The organism is Lacrimispora sphenoides JCM 1415, assembly GCF_900105615.1.
Classification (GTDB): Bacteria; Bacillota; Clostridia; order Lachnospirales; family Lachnospiraceae; genus Lacrimispora; species Lacrimispora sphenoides.
Map to the genome: position 1 here is coordinate 5,194,316 of NZ_LT630003.1, position 19,660 is coordinate 5,213,975.

The 19,660-nt window shown below is 43.7% G+C and carries 14 protein-coding genes, 3 tRNA genes and 2 rRNA genes; 16 read left to right on the forward strand and 3 right to left on the reverse strand.

Annotated elements, in window-relative coordinates:
- The first annotated feature begins 85 nt into the window (after nt 1–85).
- From rrf to BMX69_RS23540, 13 genes are all read left to right on the forward strand, one after another.
- A 5S ribosomal RNA gene (gene rrf, locus BMX69_RS23480) occupies nt 86–203 on the forward strand.
- Nucleotides 204–211: 8 nt separating this feature from the next.
- Nucleotides 212–284: transfer RNA gene (locus tag BMX69_RS23485), tRNA-Ala, on the forward strand.
- A gap of 277 nt (nt 285–561) precedes the next feature.
- Nucleotides 562–3,453: ribosomal RNA gene (locus BMX69_RS23490) — 23S ribosomal RNA — on the forward strand.
- A 98-nt stretch (nt 3,454–3,551) separates the two neighbouring features.
- Nucleotides 3,552–3,624, forward strand: a tRNA-Gly gene (locus BMX69_RS23495).
- Between the two features lie 644 nt (nt 3,625–4,268).
- Entirely contained in the window at nt 4,269–5,267 is a 999-nt protein-coding gene (locus BMX69_RS23500) for a serine hydrolase domain-containing protein (RefSeq protein ID WP_054791560.1), read from the forward strand.
- Nucleotides 5,268–5,488: 221 nt separating this feature from the next.
- Nucleotides 5,489–6,085, forward strand: coding sequence for a cytidylate kinase-like family protein (locus BMX69_RS23505; RefSeq protein WP_100043927.1), 597 nt, complete (start codon nt 5,489–5,491; stop codon nt 6,083–6,085).
- A 106-nt stretch (nt 6,086–6,191) separates the two neighbouring features.
- A complete protein-coding gene (locus tag BMX69_RS23510; RefSeq protein WP_025231446.1) occupies nt 6,192–6,803 on the forward strand; it encodes a L,D-transpeptidase family protein in 612 nt (203 codons plus the stop codon).
- Between the two features lie 181 nt (nt 6,804–6,984).
- Complete coding sequence (locus BMX69_RS23515) at nt 6,985–7,479, forward strand: VanZ family protein (protein WP_054791559.1); 495 nt, start codon at nt 6,985–6,987, stop codon at nt 7,477–7,479.
- Nucleotides 7,430–8,176 (forward strand): tRNA pseudouridine(38-40) synthase TruA, encoded by a 747-nt coding sequence (gene truA, locus BMX69_RS23520; protein WP_100043682.1) that lies wholly within the window; start codon nt 7,430–7,432, stop codon nt 8,174–8,176. Before BMX69_RS23515 ends, truA begins: the two co-directional genes overlap by 50 nt.
- A gap of 20 nt (nt 8,177–8,196) precedes the next feature.
- Nucleotides 8,197–9,375 carry a cation diffusion facilitator family transporter gene (locus BMX69_RS23525; protein WP_100043683.1) on the forward strand — a complete coding sequence of 393 codons (1,179 nt, stop codon included), beginning with the start codon at nt 8,197–8,199 and terminating at the stop codon, nt 9,373–9,375.
- A 76-nt stretch (nt 9,376–9,451) separates the two neighbouring features.
- The gene (locus BMX69_RS23530; protein WP_035286440.1) at nt 9,452–10,030 is read left to right on the forward strand and encodes an RNA polymerase sigma factor; all 579 of its coding nucleotides are present in this window, start codon (nt 9,452–9,454) and stop codon (nt 10,028–10,030) included.
- Between the two features lie 8 nt (nt 10,031–10,038).
- Nucleotides 10,039–11,505: an anti-sigma-I factor RsgI family protein gene (locus tag BMX69_RS23535; RefSeq protein WP_054791558.1), complete on the forward strand. Its 1,467-nt coding sequence runs from the start codon at nt 10,039–10,041 to the stop codon at nt 11,503–11,505.
- 80 nt (nt 11,506–11,585) lie between these two features.
- Nucleotides 11,586–11,658 (forward strand) — tRNA-Gln (locus BMX69_RS23540).
- Nucleotides 11,659–11,755: 97 nt separating this feature from the next.
- On the opposite strand, the gene BMX69_RS23545 is transcribed toward BMX69_RS23540, so the two are convergent.
- The 3 genes from BMX69_RS23545 to BMX69_RS23555 are packed head-to-tail and all read right to left on the reverse strand — an operon-like array spanning nt 11,756 to nt 16,171.
- Nucleotides 11,756–12,868, reverse strand: a complete 1,113-nt coding sequence (locus BMX69_RS23545; protein ID WP_054791557.1) for a glycoside hydrolase family 88/105 protein — start codon at nt 12,866–12,868, stop codon at nt 11,756–11,758.
- Between the two features lies 1 nt (nt 12,869).
- Nucleotides 12,870–14,396 carry a response regulator transcription factor gene (locus BMX69_RS23550; protein WP_054791556.1) on the reverse strand — a complete coding sequence of 509 codons (1,527 nt, stop codon included), beginning with the start codon at nt 14,394–14,396 and terminating at the stop codon, nt 12,870–12,872.
- On the reverse strand, nt 14,396–16,171 hold the full coding sequence (locus tag BMX69_RS23555; protein WP_100043684.1) for a sensor histidine kinase: 1,776 nt from the start codon (nt 16,169–16,171) through the stop codon (nt 14,396–14,398). Before BMX69_RS23555 ends, BMX69_RS23550 begins: the two co-directional genes overlap by 1 nt.
- A 215-nt stretch (nt 16,172–16,386) precedes the next feature.
- Here BMX69_RS23555 and BMX69_RS23560 point away from each other — a divergent pair, with 215 nt between their 5' ends.
- The 3 genes from BMX69_RS23560 (at nt 16,387) to BMX69_RS23570 (ending at nt 19,628) form a co-directional block, all read left to right on the forward strand.
- Nucleotides 16,387–17,745, forward strand: a complete 1,359-nt coding sequence (locus BMX69_RS23560) for an ABC transporter substrate-binding protein (protein ID WP_100043685.1) — start codon at nt 16,387–16,389, stop codon at nt 17,743–17,745.
- Nucleotides 17,746–17,865: 120 nt separating this feature from the next.
- Entirely contained in the window at nt 17,866–18,777 is a 912-nt protein-coding gene (locus tag BMX69_RS23565; RefSeq protein WP_025231456.1) for a carbohydrate ABC transporter permease, read from the forward strand.
- Nucleotides 18,778–18,782: 5 nt separating this feature from the next.
- Nucleotides 18,783–19,628: a carbohydrate ABC transporter permease gene (locus BMX69_RS23570; protein WP_025231457.1), complete on the forward strand. Its 846-nt coding sequence runs from the start codon at nt 18,783–18,785 to the stop codon at nt 19,626–19,628.
- Nucleotides 19,629–19,660 lie beyond the last annotated feature (32 nt).

A 19,660-nucleotide genomic window follows, 5' to 3' on the forward strand; every position in this document is an offset into this window, starting at 1 on the left:
AGAAGTAAGGGTTTTATATACTGTTGAGTCTTAAGTTTTCAAAGAAATAAAAAAGAATATGGAAACACCAAGAAGACAAAAGATTTCTGGTGCCGATGCGCTTAGGGGAGACACCCGTTCCCATCCCGAACACGATGGTTAAGACTTAAGCGGCCGATGGTACTATGCTGGAGACGGCATGGGAGAGCAGGTGGGTGCCAGATTACTTTATGGGGGTGTAGCTCAGTTGGGAGAGCACCTGCCTTGCAAGCAGGGGGTCAAGAGTTCGAATCTCTCCATCTCCATTTGGTGTAATTACGAAGTTTATTATAATTAATAGCACTTCAGATTGCATCACGCATGTACCTTGAAAACCACATATTGAAATATATCTAGATTAGTTTTTATATGTTAAAGTATAAAGACGACATCAAGACATCCGAGGTGTTACATCGAACGATGTAACCAAACAAAACTCGTTAAAGTAACCGTAACGTACGGTGAAATAACAAACCTAAGACCAGAGATACAACGCTATGTATCTTAGATAAGTAGCCCGCACCCGCAGGTGAACATCGAATTGGTTAAGCTAATAAGAGCGCAGGGTGGATGCCTTGGCACTAAGAGCCGATGAAAGACGTGATAAGCTGCGAAAAGCTTCGGGGAGGAGCAAATATCCTTTGATCCGGAGATATCTGAATGGGGAAACCCAGCTGAGCAAACCTCAGTTGTCGTATGGTGAATACATAGCCATACGTCGGGAACCCGGGGAACTGAAACATCTAAGTACCCGGAGGAAAAGAAAGAAAACTCGATTTCCAAAGTAGCGGCGAGCGAAATGGAAGGAGCCTAAACCAGTATGCGTGCATACTGGGGTTATGGACTGCAATAAGTGAGACGATTTGTTACCAGAACGGTCCTGGAAAGACCGGCCATAGAAAGTGAAAGCCTTGTATGGGAAAGCAATAGTCAGCGAGCAGGATCCAAAGTACCACGAGACACGAGAAACCTTGTGGGAATTCGGGGGGACCACCCCCCAAGGCTAAATACTACTTAGTGACCGATAGCGCATAGTACTGTGAAGGAAAGGTGAAAAGGACCCCGGGAGGGGAGTGAAAGAGAACCTGAAACCCTGTGTTTACAAGCTGTGGAACCACGTTAAAGGTGGAACCGCGTACTTTTTGTAGAACGGTCCGGCGAGTTACCGTTACTGGCAAGGTTAAGCACTTAAGGTGTGGAGCCGAAGGGAAACCAAGTCTTAATAGGGCATAGAGTCAGTAAAGGTAGACCCGAAACCGGGTGATCTACCCATGTCCAGGTTGAAGTTTCCGTAAAAGGAAATGGAGGACCGAACGCACATCCGTTGAAAAGGGTGGCGATGAGGTGTGGGTAGGGGAGAAATTCCAATCGAACCCGGAGATAGCTGGTTCTCCTCGAAATAGCTTTAGGGCTAGCCTCGTATTAGTCTGCCGGAGGTAGAGCACTGAATTTCCTAGGGGGCGTCAAAGCTTACCAAAGAATATCAAACTCCGAATGCCGGCCAGATGATGTACGGGAGTCAGACTGCACGAGATAAGTTGGGTAGTCAAAAGGGAAAGAGCCCAGACCACCAGCTAAGGTCCCAAAGTGCGTGTTAAGTGGAAAAGGATGTGGGATTTCACAGACAACTAGGATGTTGGCTTAGAAGCAGCCACACATTCAAAGAGTGCGTAATAGCTCACTAGTCGAGAGGTCCTGCGCCGAAAATGTCCGGGGCTAAAACACGACACCGAAGCTGTGGAATGTATATTTATATACATTGGTAGAGGAGCATTCTTAACGCACAGAAGCATTACCGTAAGGAGATGTGGAGTGTTAAGAAGAGAGAATGCCGGAATGAGTAGCGAGATGGAGGTGAGAATCCTCCAGGCCGAATATCTAAGGTTTCCAGAGTAAAGCTGATCTGCTCTGGGTAAGTCGGGGCCTAAGGCGAGGTCGAAAGACGTAGTCGATGGACAACAGGTTGAAATTCCTGTACCGCATATTATCAGAACTGTGGGGACACAGAACCGAAGAAGAACCCGGGAATGAAAAGACCGGGGCAAGCACTGGACTGGCTGGAATGGCAAATCCACCCAGCAACAGGAAGGTGTGACGCGTACCGAACATAAGTAGGGAAGTCTTCGTAGGGGCTGTCAAGAAAAGCCGCTATTGTGTAATATGTGCCCGTACCGTAAACCGACACAGGTGGATGAGGAGAGAATCCTAAGGCCGGCGGGAGAAGCATTGTTAAGGAACTCGGCAAAATGACCCCGTAACTTCGGGATAAGGGGTGCCTGGGAAACCAGGCCGCAGAGAATAGGCTCAAGCAACTGTTTAGCAAAAACACAGGTCTATGCAAAACCGAAAGGTGAGGTATATGGGCTGACGCCTGCCCGGTGCTGGAAGGTTACGAGGAGGGGTTAGCGGCAACGCGAAGCTCTGAATTTAAGCCCCAGTAAACGGCGGCCGTAACTATAACGGTCCTAAGGTAGCGAAATTCCTTGTCGGGTAAGTTCCGACCCGCACGAAAGGCGTAATGATTTGAGCGCTGTCTCAACAATGCACCCGGTGAAATTGAAGTACCAGTGAAGATGCTGGTTACCTGCGCCAGGACGGAAAGACCCCATGGAGCTTTACTCCAGCTTGATACTGGGATTCGGTACTGCATGTACAGGATAGGTGGGAGGCTAAGAAGATAGGACGCCAGTCTTATCAGAGCCGATGTTGGGATACCACCCTTGCGGTATTGGATTTCTAACCTGCAGCCATGACCTGGCTGGGGGACAATGTCAGGCGGGGAGTTTGACTGGGGCGGTCGCCTCCGAAAGGGTATCGGAGGCGCTCAAAGGTTCCCTCAGAATGGACGGAAACCATTCGAAGAGTGCAAAGGCATAAGGGAGCTTGACTGCGACACCGACGGGTGGAGCAGGTAGGAAACTAGGACTTAGTGATCCGGTGGTATAAAGTGGGATTGCCATCGCTCAACGGATAAAAGCTACCCTGGGGATAACAGGCTTATCACTCCCAAGAGTTCACATCGACGGAGTGGTTTGGCACCTCGATGTCGGCTCATCGCATCCTGGGGCTGTAGTAGGTCCCAAGGGTTGGGCTGTTCGCCCATTAAAGCGGTACGCGAGCTGGGTTCAGAACGTCGTGAGACAGTTCGGTCCCTATCCGGCGTGGGCGTAGGATATTTGAGAGGAGCTGTCCTTAGTACGAGAGGACCGGGATGGACTGACCTCTGGTGTATCTGTTGGCTATCAAAGCCATGGCAGAGTAGCCAAGTCGGGAAGGGATAAACGCTGAAGGCATCTAAGCGTGAAGCCCCCCTCAAGATGAGATATCCCATCGCAAGAGTAAGACCCCTTGAAGACGACGAGGTAGATAGGGCAGAGGTGGAAGCATGGCAACATGTGCAGCTGACTGTCACTAATAGGTCGAGGGCTTAACCAGGTTGGTTTAGGTAAGAGGAAAGAACGGATGAAGATAGATATGTAGCAATGTGTGGTTTTGAGGGTATATGTCTCAAGAGGAAAGTTAATAAGAGATATGCGCGAGTGGCTCAGTTGGTGGAGTACGACCTTGCCAAGGTCGGGGTCGCGGGTTCGAGTCCCGTCTCGCGCTTTTTTTATTTGCAGCGGAAGCCTTAATTTACTAAGGCCTTCGCTATTTTTTCGTATTTACAACTTGAAGACAGCTGAAGACAGTTTACAAATCAATTGCTATGAGGTCATAAGTTTATTTCTCTATGATTATACTATTTGTAGCTTAGTGTAATGATAGCAGTAATAGAAAGAAGGTTAAATTTATGGTAGGTAAAATCATCAATCGAATAAAATGTTTGGTAACAAACAAAGAGTTTATAAGTAGATTTATAGTTTCCACAATTTACTCGTTAATTGCTACAATCGCAATTTGGTTTATTTTTAATCGTTTACCTGACGAATATAGAAACTTGAATTAATCCTAACATGAATACCGGCAATCATATGAACTGGTGGATATGAAATTGTGGATATTAACTAGTGGACAAGCTGTAGAAACATGTCAGACAATGTGTGCGTCTCTATATTTTAAATAGATTTGGCGGCAGTAATATTCGACTCCATCTTCACACGTACAATTTAAAGGATCAGAAACGGATTTCCAGTTATGGAGATCTGTTTTTTTATGGGGAAATAATTGAATTTGGGATGCTTCTTTTTTAAAGTACTTATGTTATACTGAAGGAAGATTACTAAAAAACAGCAGAAAGGAATCAAACGCGCATGGATATAAATGACTTGATCGGCTTGGACTTCAGGGGCTGTGTGCTCATACAGGAAGGTAATGAAATGGTTTTTCAGAAGTCATTTGGGTATGCGGATTTACCTAATAAGGTTCCAAATGAAAACGATACAAAATTTGCGACGGCATCTGCAGGTAAGGTTTTTGTTGCTGTTGGAATATTGCAGCTAATAGAACGAGGGTTGCTCAAGTTTAATGATGAAATAGGAAATATTTTCAATTTTGACTTAAAGGCTATTGATGGTACAATAACCATAGAGGAATTACTATCTCATACTTCTGGAATACCGGATTACTTTGATGAAGGGGTAATGAGTGGCTATGAGGAACTGTGGACCGATTTTCCTAACTATAAGATACGCTCAAATAAGGACCTGCTGCCACTTTTTATTGATAAGCCAATGATGTATACACGTGGAAGCATGTTTCAATATAATAATACCGGCTTTGTCGTGCTGGCTATGATAATTGAAGAATTAACAGGATCAGCGTTTGATGAATATCTGAAAGAAAATGTATTTGCTCCTTGTGGTATGGTTAGTACCGGGTATTATGAATTGGACAGACTGCCTGCAAAATGTGCGGTAAATTATATTTACAATGAAAAAGATAATGATTACCGTACCAATATTTTCAGTGTGGACGCAAAAGGCACAGGTGCAGGCGGCGCCTATACAACAGTAAATGATATAAGCCTATTTTGGGAACATTTGATGTCCGGCCAATTGCTTTCGCCAGAGATGACAGCGGCTATGATGACAAATCATAGCGGAGAAGCGCAATGCTATGGCTACGGCATTTGGTTAGAAAAGCAGGATAACGGTTACGGTTACAGACCATATTTTCAAGGCTGTGATCCAGGTGTCAGCTTTATTTCCAGCTATGATGCAGATAAAAAGACGATGATCGTTTTGGTAAGTAATTACGGTGATAACGTCTGGGAACCTTTAAAAAAGATAACTAATCATTTAACAAAATAAATACTGTACGCAATACTTTTTTTGCAATTTGGCTTAAGTATGAATAAGTAGAGCCGAAATGTGGTATACAGGTATTTAAGAATGTGGTAAAATGCAGTTATATTAACAGGAGATTTAAAGCCCATTTGACAGCCTTGTAGATATCTTGCTATACAGAAACTATGATGGGTAGAAGAGGATTACTCAGAAATTACTCAGCAGAAGATAAGGAGGAGCATATGTTGGATAAGGTGATTACAATTAGCCGGGAGTTTGGAAGCGGCGGACGAGAGTTGGGCATGAAACTGGCTGAAAGGCTGGGAGTTCCATTCTATGATAAGGACCTGATTTCTTTATCTGCAGAAGTAAGTGATCTGGAGGAGGAAGCATTTCTGCATTACGACGAGCATCTTCCCGTCCATCAGGAATCCGTAGAACAGCTCCATTATACTCCCTTCTCTACAATTTATGAGATTTCCATGTCAGATCAAGTTTTTCTGGCCCAGTCTTGTGTGATACGAAAGCTGGCAGAAGAGGGACCATGTATCATCGTTGGACGATGTGCGGACAGGGTGCTTGAAAGCAGCATCAATCTGTTTATTTATGCCAAAATGGAAGAGCGGATTAAACGGATGAATTCTCTTGAAACAGGCGTCAGCCCTGAATTGATGGAAGAACGAATCCGGGAGATAGATAAAAAGAGAAGAGATTATTACCAGTATTATACCGGATGCGAATGGGGCAAGGCACAGAATTACCACCTTTGTCTGGAAAGCAGTTTGGTAGGGGTAGAAGGCTGCTTAAATTCTACACTGGCTTATTTGCAGGGTTTACTTTAAATAAATGGAATTTATAATAGGAAAATTTTGGATGGAAATGTAAGAATATTGTAAATGATAGTTTCCAAAATGGATGGTATAATGTAACAAAAAAGGAGAGTTAAGAATGATGAAATGGTTAGGAAAAGGATATAGGTGTCTGATCTCAGCCGTTCTGGTCATCGTTTTGGCGGTATCTTCCCAAGTTACTGGGTACGCAGAGCCGGTGTCCGGTCCCGGTGCCAATATTACCTCCGGCAATACCGGTACGACCAATAACGTGACCATATATGTGAGCAAGAGAACAAAGACGCTTACATTAAAGCAGAATGGTGTATTGATTGCAGAATACCCGGTTTCCATGGGCGCGGCCTCAGCGGAAGGAAATAAAAAAGTAGAGGGTGACATGAGAACACCCAGCGGGGAGTTCTATGTATGTACCAGAAATGATAAGAGCATAGCATATCTGGCATTGGGACTTTCCTATCCGGGTATTAAAGATGCGGAAAGAGGATATGCAGACGGCATTATCACCGAGGCTCAAAGAGATGAAATAATAAAGGCCAATTTGGCAGGGCAGCAGCCACCATGGGATACTCCTCTGGGAGGAGCTATTGAGATTCATGGCTGCAGGGTTCCTGACGGAACCACTCACGGCTGCGTTGCAGTGGACAACAGCGATATGGATGTATTATGGAGTTACTGTAATTTAGGCGTACCGGTTACGATTGGACCATAAAAGGAATTTCCCCAAATATGCGGTTTTAGGCCGTTTTTGGGGATTTTTTTAATGCCTATCCTTGTATTATAACTGCTGTTGTACTATAATAGATGAAATTATGATAAAATATGGAAGATAGAGGAAATGAAACTCAGGCCGCCTAAAAGGTGGAGAAAGGCGGAATTTTGAGGAAACGGCTATGAAAAAGAAAGCGATATGGACGGCAGTGACCATTCTTTTTATCCTGTTCTTATTTTCAAATTCCATGAAGCCGTCGGATATCTCATCGGCTGACAGCGGATGGGTGCTTCGGGTGGCACAGGAATCACTTGGATCCGTGGGAATCAGCACAAGGTGGCTGACAGAGCACATAATCCGTAAAACGGGACATTTCACAGAATATACCTTATTGGGAATTTTGCTGTACGGTTGTATAAGTTCCTTTGACTTTCCGGCGGAGAGAAGATATTTTCTACGATTAACAGCTGGGTTTATGGTACCGTTTGTGGATGAGACCATTCAGCTTGGGGTAAGGGGCCGTTCCGGTCAGATATCAGATGTGTGGCTGGATTGCGCAGGAGTGGCTTTTGGAATATTAATTGCTGCCTTGCTGTACAGATATAGAAGAAGAGGTCGAAAACAATATGATAAAAAATTATCGAATGTTCCTGGAATACGACGGAAGCCGTTATGATGGCTGGCAAAAACAGGGAAATACGGATCAGACCATACAGGGGAAGATCGAACATGTTTTAGAACGTATGCTGGGACAGGCAGTGGAAGTACATGGTTCGGGACGAACGGATGCAGGCGTTCATGCATTGGCCCAGGTAGCTAATTTTCATGGGAATACAGGAATGAGTTCAGAGGAGATCAGGGAATATTTAAACCAGTATCTTCCAGAGGACATTCGGATAAAAACCGTGGAGTGCGTGGCAGAGCGATTCCACAGCCGCCTTCATGCCCAGGAAAAAACCTATTTATACCGGATCGATATGGGCGAAAAAAAGCAGGTTTTTGAAAGAAAGTATATCTATGGTCTATTTAAGGAGCTTGATATAAAGGCTATGGAACGGGCTTCGACCTTTCTTATAGGTGAACACGATTTTAAAAGCTTTTGTTCCAACCGGAAAATGAAGAAATCTACAGTCAGGGTTTTAAAACGGATTGAATTTGAACAGCAGGGGAGCCGTCTTCTGATACGATTTACGGGAAACGGCTTTTTATATAATATGGTCAGGATCTTAACGGGTACGCTGATCGAAGTGGGATTGGGACAGCGTAAAGCGGAAGAGATGAAGGAAATCCTGAATGCAAAGGATCGGAATGAGGCAGGCTATACGGCGCCGCCGGAAGGACTGTTTCTTGAACAGGTATGTTATAAAGAGTAAAGGCCTGAAAAAGGAGTACTATGACAGAGTTTTTGGTTAGGAGATTTGTTAAGGACTATAAAAAGACAGAGGATACTCAGGTACGGACCCGGTATGGGCTTATGGCGAGTATCGTAGGCATCTGCTGCAATGTAATTTTGTTCAGCGCAAAACTGTTGGTTGGAATGCTGGTGAACAGTATCTCTGTTATGGCAGATGCTTTTAATAACCTTTCTGACGCTGCTTCTTCTATCATTGGCTTTATAGGGGTAAAGATGGCCGGAAAACCAGCCGATGAAGACCATCCCTTTGGACACGGAAGAATGGAGTACATTGCTGCTTTTATCGTAGCCTTTTTGGTCATTCAGGTAGGCTTTTCCTTTTTAAAAACATCCATTGGGAAAATTATTCAGCCCGAAGAGATGACGTTTAAGGCTGTGTCTGTTGTAATTCTATTGCTATCTGTTTGCGTTAAGCTCTGGATGGCGTTTTTTAACAATACTCTGGGGAAAAGAATCCAGTCCACGGTCATGAAAGCTACGGCGGCAGATTCCCTTGGAGATGTGATTACCACTTCTGCCACGATCGTATCAATCCTTGTTTATGGCATATGGGGACTTAATATTGACGGAATCATAGGGATTGCGGTTTCTGTCATTGTCATGTGGGCAGGTGTTAAAATTGCCAAGGATACCCTTACTCCTCTAATCGGAGAGCCGATTGATCCCAAGTTATATGTTGAGATTACAGAATTTGTAGAAAGCTACGATGGAATTATAGGGAGTCATGATTTGATTGTACACAACTACGGTCCTTCCAGAAGCATGGCTTCCATTCATGCAGAGGTGCCTAATGATGTTGACATAGAAGTGTCCCACGAAATCATTGATACCATTGAGAGGGAAGCAGTAAGAAAATTTGGGATATTTCTGGTAATCCATATGGACCCGGTAGAGACAAAAGATTCCAGGGTTTTGGAATTTGGGAACATGGTGAATAATGTGCTGCAGGAGATAGATTCGAGGATTTCTTTCCACGATTTTCGTATGGTAGAGGGAAAAAGCCAGATCAATCTGATCTTTGATCTGGTGATGCCCCGGGAATATGATAGGAAAAAGAAGGATTGGCTGAAGGAAGAAGTCACGAAAAAGGTAACTGAAATAGATAAGCGGTGCTGTCTGATCATAACTGCGGAAAGCGGTTTTGGGGTGGAAAAATAAGGTAATAAAAATTTTCCATATTATGCAATAAGATGACAGTATTTCGCATTAACATAGTAGAAAGGAAATCGGATCCATGTTATTTATGGGATTGATGAGCCTTGGCGGGCCTGAGGATTATGGCCGTTTGAGCGACGAAGAGCTTCTTAAAAAAGTTGCGGTTGGGGACCGGGAGGCCTTTCGGCAGCTATATCAGAATACGGACCGGACGATATACAGCTTTATCCTGTCTATTGTAAGGCACCCCCAGGATGCGGAGGAGATCATGCAGGAGGTATATCTTAAGATATGGACTTCTGCGTCAGGCTATAAATCCCAGGGGAAGCCCTTGGCATGGATGTTTACCATTGCCCGGAATCTGTGCTATATGAAATTCCGTGAGCAAAAGCATGATTCGGATGTGACACTGGAGGATTTAACCGGAGCGGAAACAGGAGAAGTCTGCCCTGAGATTGAGATGGCAGCTGATAAGATGGTTCTTCTTGCCGCTCTTCAAATTCTTAAGGAAGAGGAACGGGAGATCGTTCTCCTTCATACCTCGGGAGGTATGAAGCACAGGGAGATCGCCGCCAGCCTTAAGATTCCTTTGGCTACAGCTCTTTCCAGATATAACCGTGCAATGAAAAAACTGGAAAATTATTTGAGAGAGGAGTAGGCTTTAAGATGGCTGAATTAAATCGCAGACAATTGAATAGACAACAGATTGAAGCCTGCTTAAAATCTGCGGCCGGGGATTTGACTCCTAATGTTTTGGAACGAATTGACTTGAGTACGCCTCAGATAAAGGCAGAGGAGGAAAAACGTTCCGTTTTCTTCCTGAGGCAGAGGGTCATTGCAACCTTGGTGGCTGCATGCTTTTGCATGATCGCTTTGGCCGGAGGAACATATACTTATCAGAATGGGAAAGTAGATTCTGTAATTGGAATAGATGTAAATCCAAGCGTGGAATTATCTGTGAATAAAAAGAATAAAGTCCTGGAAGCAAAGGCCCTTAATGAGGATGGGGAAAGCATCATGCAGGACATGGATCTAAAGGGAGTGGATTTGAACACAGCGGTCAACGCCGTGATCGGTTCCATGGTGACCCACGGCTATTTAAGTGAGCTGGATAATGCGATCCTGGTTACTGTGTCCAATGACAGCATCAGCAAGGCGCAGGGCCTGCGCTATGCGGTGGTCAATGACATCCGGAATACGCTGGAGGAAAAACAGCTGAAGGCGGTGGTCTATGACCAGCAGGTCATGGAAGAGGATGAAGTAAAACAGCTGGCAGAGGAATATAAGATTTCATATGGAAAAGCTTATTTTTTGAGGGAGCTGATTTTGCAAAACAATTCTCTTTCCATGGAAGATATGAAGGCGTTGGCGCCTCTTACCATGGAGGAGATTGCAAAAGTAATAACGGAACGCTCTTATGCAGTGAGCGGTAAGACTGATGCGGGGGAAGAGACGATCCCGGCGCAAACAACTCAGGTTGCCACAGCAACCGTGCCTGAAACCATAGCAGAGAGTTCTGCGGCTGAGGAATCAAGTACTGCAGCCTCTTCATCAGAAACGACAAGCCAGGCACCGACACAGGCGACCCAGACCCAGCCAACCGCCACAGAAGCGACTACAGTGGGAGAGACCACCTCAGAAGCGGATGTCGTAACGACGGAAAATGTTAAAATCGACTATGTGGATTACGACAACGGCGTTGTGAAGGTTTATTTTAAAACCAAAGTGAAATGGAAAAATCCTACGGTTTCAGTAAAAGACGGAGATGGAAAAACCTATTCTGCCAAGGTAGGAGATACGGATTCTTATTCCTGTGAGATTCATGTGACAGGTCTGGAGGGAGGTACGGAATATACCTTCACCCTGGGCGGTATTTCTCCTAAGATAGGAAAGCAGACAACCGTAAAGGGGATCTTTGAGACTCCTGTGATCGGAGATGGGAATGCAGATCCGGATACAGCAGAAGAAGAGAGCGAAGAGACGAAACAAACAGAGCAGACGGACCCTGCTAAGGAAAGCAGCCCGCCTGAGACGACAAAGAATGCGACGGAAACCGGGAAAAACGGTTCCCAGGAAGAGCCTCATACAACAAAAAATCAGGAAGAGCCTGCAACATCAGGACGCTCTTCCTGATGATTTGTTTTTGGAAATAAAGTGTAAAAAAGTACTTGACCAGAATGAAAAGCTATAGTATAATACATTCGTTGCACTCATGGGCTATCGCCAAATGGTAAGGCAACGGACTCTGACTCCGTCATTTTCAAGGTTCGAATCCTTGTAGCCCAGTGATAAGAAAAACCAGTAAATGTAAGATTTACTGGTTTTTTTGTATGTATATTTAACCTCATTAAGCAGGGGGCGGATTGGGAATATCCGATTGTTATTAATTCAACCCTTCGACCAGTGAGATCAGAGCCAATGATTGTCCGTAGGCCATGGGGCGAATGGTAATGTTTTTATAATGATCTTCATGATAGCCCATCCCGGTTCCTGCGGATACATTTAACACGGTTCCGTCTTCTCCTATGTTTTTGCATACCGCTTTAACGGCCCTGTCTGCACAGTCATGATATGATTCATCGAGAATCCCCATTTTTATTCCTTTTAAAATACCGCCGGCGATTGCTCCTGAGCCGGATACTTCTTCGTAACTTGAAGGATCAGTGAGAACGGTATGCCATAAACCAGAAGGGGTCTGTAAACCTATCAGAGCATTCACCTGGGCTTTAAAGGTATCTGTCAGGTAAGTGAGAAGCCCCGGATCAAGAGTTCCTTCGTAGGACTCAATATATTCCAGAATTCCATAGGTAAACCAGGAGTTGCCCCTGCACCAGAAAACTCCTCCGAAATTATTATTTAACGGAAAACTCCAGCCGTGATAAAATAATCCGGTATGTTTGTCGTATAAGTATTTGATATGTAATAATACCTGATGAAGAGCCTCGCCTATCCACTCCTGATTCTGGAAACGATGGCCCATTTTATTTAAAAACAAAACTGCCATGAATAACGTATCAATCCACATTTCCCCATCATTTAACAGGACTCCGTCGCGGTCTCCGATGGCAGTTACCACATGCTGGAAACCGCCTTCTTTTGTTTTTGGAAGTCCGGTCATCAGCCAGTGGGCGTGCTCCAGGCACAGCTTCTCATATTCCGGGTTCTTAAGATCATCAAGCAGTTCGGCTAAAACCAGGTAAGGGGCAGTTGTATTAATATTTTTGCTGGGCAGTCCTTTCTTTAAATTGTTCTCAAACCAACTGTCAAAGAATTCTAAGTAACGGTTATCTCCGTAAAATCTCTGTAGCTTTAAAAGACCATAAAGACCTACGCCCTGAGGCCAGTCCCATTCTTCGATACCAAAGTCCCTGGCAATGATGCCGCGGCTTGCTTCTTCCTTTCCGACAGAGCGGTCATTTTCATAGTCAGCTCCTCCCAAGTTCATTAGCTTGTCCATCACAAGATGGATTTTTGGCAGTAATTCTTTGTTTGTCATGTCATTCTCCTCCGTTTAACTTTTTTGCATATGCGCTTGGTGTCAACCCCGTATTTTTTTTGAAAATTTGGCTGAAATACTGGGGGTTATTTCCACATCCTACCTGCTGAGCGATCCATTGAATTTGTTCGGTATGACCTTCTGCTAATAATTGCTTGGCTTTCTGGATGCGCAGGATGGTGATGTAGTTTGAGAATTTTTGTTTTGTTTCCTTGCTGAACCGTTTGCTTACATAATCCACATTCATAAACAGATAATTCTCTGCGATGGATTTCAAAGTAAGATTGGGATTGTCCAGATGTTCCTCTACATATTGCATGACCTTTTCAATAAAAGGGCTGTAGCGCTGGGAATGGGTGGACGGCTCTTTTAAGGCCTCGTTAAGCTTTTCACAAAGTAAGGAGCGGATGCTGCCAACCTCAGTCTGCTGGTTTAAATCCATCAGATACTCCGTGGTGTCAACGGATGACAGGTAGTTGCTTTCTGTGGCAAATTTAATCAGTATCCGTGAACCTGCCTGCTTTAAAAAGTCGGGATTGCCGATGTCGTTTAAAATTGCAGTAAGTTCTTCCAGGTGTGATTTCAGTTCCGAGCCGTTTGCTTCTATTAAAAGTGTGGTCAGCTCTTCTATTTCGGAGATCAGGTTTTTATAATTACAGGTGGGGACTGGCTGCAGTCCATTCATGAAATAGATGATTCCGTAACGCTTGATCTTTGCAATCAAGGTTTCTAAAAGCCTTCCCAGGCTGGAAAAGGTATAACGTTTATAGTCTAATTCCACTGACTGCGCCTTTGGATTTAAGCTTCGCATAAATGAATCGAACGTATCATAGGAGACCTGATATCCTTCAAAAAACAGTATCAGGGAGTTTTTCACATATATGCTGTAGAGTTCTATACCAGGTGCATGTTCGGCCATGTAATCGTAAATACGGCTTAAAACAGAGATAAAATAATCTTCTTCCAGATAGTGTAGAAAACACATTTCATAACCCGTATTATAAAAATCCATAAATCCGGAATAGGCATTCCAGGAAGATTCTGCCGGTTCAGGCAGAAAAATCTGTTCGTTGATAATATTTGCCAGAATGCTGTGGTGGAGATTGGCGGTCAGAGCCTTCTGGCGTTCTTTCAAATCCTGAAATGCCTGACGGTGATAGTATTCCTGGATCACATCCCGCATGCTTTCCATGATTTGTGCCTCGTTGCAGGGTTTAAGAAGATAATGATGGACCCGGTATTTCATCGCCTGCTTTGCATATTCAAATTCTCCAAAACCAGAAAGCAGGATGAACTGGATATCCATATCGGTTTGAGATATGCGTTCGATCAACTCCAAACCTGACAGGCCAGGCATCCGTATGTCAGTCATAACGATATTAGGCGATTCATCGAGGATCATATTATAAGCCTCAATACCGTCGCGGCAGGTTCCTATAAGTTCGATACCCAGGCTGTTCCAGTCAATAAGAGAAGAAATAGATTCCCGGATCATTCGTTCATCATCGGCAATTATTAATTTAAGCATTAACGTTCTCCTTTCGTATCAGAAATGACTAAAGGATGAGGATTAAGTGGAAAGGACAAACGGGCGACGGCATGGTCATCCTCATTATAGAGAGTTAGACCATAGTTCTCTCCGTAAGTAAGTTCCATTCGCTCCAGAATATTTAAAAGACCAATTCCAAAACCATGGGGTTCGATTTTGTGAGTTTTAAGTTTCTTTATGAGGTCATCCTCAAAGAAGGAACTGTTATTTTTAACAGAAACGAAGAGGGAAGAACCGTCTGTTTCAGCTACGATTTGAATTCGGCATTCTTCCGTATTTTCCTCCAATCCATAACGGATGGCATTTTCCACCAGTGGCTGGAGCGTCATCTTAAGTACATAACATCCGAAGAGATTCTTGGGAGCGGATATCTCATATTCCAGCCGGTCTTCATAGCGGTATTTTTGGATTGTCATATAACATTGTACAAGCTCCAGTTCCCGGCTTAAAGGAACTTCTTTGTGCTTTTGATCCAGTGTAATACGAAGGAGTGTACCCAGGGATTCTGTCATGGAAGAAATATCTTTTGCCCCAACTGACTTTGCCCTCCAGTTAATGGATTCCAGGGTGTTATATAAAAAATGCGGATTCATTTGAGTTTCCAGGGCTTTTAGCTGTGCTTCCTTTATAAGAATTTTGTTTAAGTAGTTGGTCCGGATCAATTGGTTTACTTTATCAACCATTTGGTCGAAGCGGGTGTGAAGAATACCTAATTCATCAGCACGTTTGCTGTAATCGTAGGAAATCTGCGGTGTTTCATTTTCTCCGGCTGCAAAGCGTTCCATTTTTAAAAGCAGATTATCAAAATGCCTTGTAATGGAGTCGATCAAGGCAGAGGAGAGCAAAATGGCCAGTCCTATGGAGACTGTAATGATTGCCAGGCATATTTTTAGGCTGGTACGGAGTGAATCCGCAATGCTGTCATATGGAATCAGACAAACATAATCCCAGTCAAATTCCGGTATGATTCCTTTTACATAAAAGAAGCTGTTACCATCCGGATTCACAAGACCATATCTGGAATGAAAGAAATTATCAAAAAGTGACAGTTCCCCGGCTTTTAAACTGGAGGAATTATAGATTAAATCCTCCTGACCGTAAAGAATATAACGGGTATCATCATAAAAATGGCTGGTTTTTGTGGCAGCTTTAATCATACCGTCAATATTTAAGCTGACAACAAGCGTTCCTAAGGAATCCAGACTTAAATATTCCGAGCGGCGCAGATTCTTGACCATAAACAGGCCGTACTCATCGCTGTAATCGGTAATCCAGAGAGTGAGTCCCTTCGCGTTCTCTGCTCTTGCAACAAGATCCTGAATAACGGATTCCGGCAGGGTATTTCCCGATGTGATATGGGTATGAATGGAATAGCGATCCTGATAAAGACTCATATAGTTGATATTGTTTTTCCGGAAGGTAAAATAATATTCATTTAAAGTTCCGTAAAGAGCTTTGTATGCAATGGAACGGTCCTGAACGCTGGAAGAATCCTTTAAAGTCCCGAGTCCGCTTTGAACATTGGTATCAGCAAGGAACATATCAGCCATAGTAGAAATATTGTCCAGCTGGTTACTTAACTCTTTGGCAGTATAGGATAAGGATGAGGCCACAGATTGATAAAGCACCTTTTGATGGGCCTTGGATACCAGATGTATACTGAACAGAGAAACGAAAGCCAAAAGGATGATGCAAAGAAATACAATGGAATGAATCTTCTTTTTTAAAGAGAGATTTCTAATAAACTGCTTCATAAAGGACCGCCTTTCGCGTACTGAACTAATGACAGCTAAATTATATATAAAACATTCCCGCAAAACAACCAATTAAGTAAAAGAACTATTCAAATTATACAGACAACACGGTTTTTTCAACTTGGAACCCGGTTTTACTCATTTACTGGAAGAATGGTGGGAAGTATAATGAAAACGCTTGATAGAGCAAAAGTAGATGAATGGAGGAAGGTTTCATGAAGAAAAGAATTGCGTTACTAATGGCGGCAGCTATGGCAGCAGCTTCACTTACCGGATGCGGAGGCGGTGCCACATCTACAACTGCAGACACTACGGAAGGTTCTGCTGCAGCAGAGTCTACCGCAGCAGGTGCAGGGAATGGTGGCGGAGATGTAAAGCTGACTATGAGTTGGTGGGGAAATCAGGTCAGAAATGAGAAAACTCAGGCTGCCTTAGACTTATATGCAGAGCAGAACCCGGGGACAGTGATAGAAGGGCAGTTTTCCGAGTGGTCTGATTATTGGAACAAACTGGCCACATCTGCAGCAGGGCAGGCAATCCCGGATCTTGTGCAGATGGATTATTCGTTCGTTGACCAATATGTGAAGAACGGATTGTTGGTAGATCTAAAGCCATATATTGAAGATGGCACCCTGGATGTCTCCAATATTTCCGAAAACACCATGGCCAGCGGTGAGGTGGGAGATGGAATCTATGCAATCTGCGCAGGAATTAATGCGCCTTCTCTTCTGTATAATAAAACACTGCTGGAAGAAAACGGGATTGAAATTAAGGATTATATGACTACGGATGAATTTATTAATTTGTGCCGCCAGGTTTACGAAAAGACAGGGTATAAAACAAACATTGCTTATTATAATGCGGGAGCCTATCTGGATTACTTTATGAGAGGCAATGATATTGTTCTCTATGGGGACAAAAAGATGGGCGGAACTGCGGAAGATTACATTCCATTTTTCCAGATGTATGAGACGGGAATTAAAGAAGGATGGTTTATTGATCCAGGCGTATTTGCTGAGCTTTCCATCGGTTCCGTTGAACAGGAGCCTCTGGTTTACGGCTCCGGTCCTGAAACCATGTCCTGGTGTGCTTTTTATAACTCAAATCAGCTGACTGCTATTCAAAAAGCAGCTCCTGATGGTATGGAAATCGGTATTACCACCTGGCCGTCAGCAGATCCGAAGAAATCCGGTTATTTAAAGTCTGGCATGTTTTTCTCTGTAGGCGCTCAAACAAAGAATCCGGAAGAAGCAGTTAAGGTTCTTAACTTCTTAACAAATTCCAGCGAGGCAAACGACATTTTGCAGGGAGAAAGAGGTGTTCCGGCTTCCGGCGTAATTGCAGGGGAACTGGCACCGAAGATGAGTGATGTGGATCAGGAGGTAATCCGTTATATCAATGATGTTGTAACCCCGAACTGTTCCCCTATCAATCCACCGCAGCCAGACGGCGCAAGTGAGGTTTCCAATCTGTTAAATCAGGTTCAGGAACAGTTATGCTACGGTGCTTATGATGCAGCTACAGCAGCAGAAGAATTCTTTAACGGGTCTAATAACATTATGAACAAAAAATAAATAGAAGCAGTACAGGGGCAGAGATTGCTCTGCCCCTGATTTAACATCATCAAGTAGCGATGCGGATTGCGAATATCCGATTGACTAAGAACACAAGTTATCCCTGAATGGAGGACGTCTATGAAAGATAACAAAGGGGCAAGCCTCAGACATTTCCTGAACAAAGAAAGTACAGCGGGAGTGATATTCAGTCTTCCTTTCATCATCGGCTTCCTGCTGTTTATGGTGGTGCCTATGGGAATATCCTTTTACTACTCTTTGTGTGATTATAACATTTTGTCGCCGCCTGTTTTTGCAGGACTTAAAAACTACATAAAGATGTTTACCGATGATAAAGTATTTTTCCAGACCATAGGAGTCACGTTTTATTTCGCCTTAGTATCTGTTCCTCTGCGTTTGATCTTTGCACTTATGGTGGCAATGCTTTTGCTTAATACAACAAAGGCAACCGGCTTTTACCGGGCGGCTTACTATCTTCCATCCATCATTGGAGGTTCAGTGGCTGTCGCTATTCTCTGGAAGAGAATGTTTGCAACTGACGGTGTGGTCAACCACCTTTTGGGTATTATGGGGATTCAGACCAGCTTTGCATGGCTTGGAAATAAGAACACGGCTATCTGGACCCTTATTATCCTGGCAGTCTGGCAGTTTGGTTCTTCTATGCTGATTTTTTTATCATCCTTAAAGCAGATTCCTGTAACGCTTTATGAGGCTGCCAGAGTAGACGGCGCAAATAAATTTTCCCAGTTTTTCAAGATCACTCTGCCTCTTTTAACACCTACTATTTTCTTTAATCTGGTGATGCAGATGATCAACGGTTTCCTGGCATTTACCCAGTGCTTCATTATTACGCAGGGCAAACCGCTTAACTCCACTTTGTTCTATACGGTTTATATGTACCAGCAGTCCTTCGAGTTCTATAATACTGGATACGGGGCAGCCTTAGCCTGGGTAATGCTTGGGATTATTGGCCTCATTACAATGATTCTGTTCGCAACGAAGAAATTCTGGGTTTATACGGAAGGAGTGTGAGACAGATGAAGACTAAAAGAAAAATAGGCAAAATTTTTTACCATGTAATCGTCTGTGGTCTGGGGCTTGTGATGATCTATCCTCTGGTGTGGATGGTTATGAGCTCTTTTAAGGAAACCAGTACCATCTTTCAGACAGCAGGTCAGCTGATTCCGGAAAAATTTGTATTTTCCAATTATATCAATGGTTGGAAAGGCTTTGCAAAGATTACGTTTGCAACTTTTTTTAAGAATTCCCTGTTTATAGCCGTTGCAGCAACCTTTGGAACTGTCTTTTCCTCGGCTTTGGTAGCCTATGGCCTGGCAAGATGCAGATTTTTTGGCAGAAGAGCTCTGTTTGTAGCTATGCTGCTTTCTATGATGCTTCCGGCTCAGGTACTGATGATCCCTCAGTATTTATGGTATCAGAAATTAGGGTGGGTAGGAAGCTATAAGCCGTTAATTCTTCCTTATTGTTTTGCGATTCAGGGATTCTTTGTTTACATGATGATCAATTTTATAGATGGAATCCCTCGTGAGCTTGACGAGGCAGCTAAGATTGACGGTTGCTCTTATTATGGCATATTTTCAAGGATCATTATGCCGCTTATATCCCCGGCGCTGATTACGGCCAGCATTTTTTCATTTATGTGGAGATGGGATGATTTTCTTTCCGCCCTGCTTTATATCAATGAGTCTGCCAAATATCCGGTCAGCCTTGCCTTAAAGTTGTTTTGCGATCCGGGATCCTCTTCCGATTACGGCGCGATGTTCGCAATGGCAACCTTATCAATCCTGCCTGCAGTCATTATCTTTATCTGCCTTCAGAAATACCTGGTGGAAGGCATCAGTACTTCCGGTTTAAAAGGGTAAGATAAAGTTTTGTCTTAAGTTGAAATTGGAAA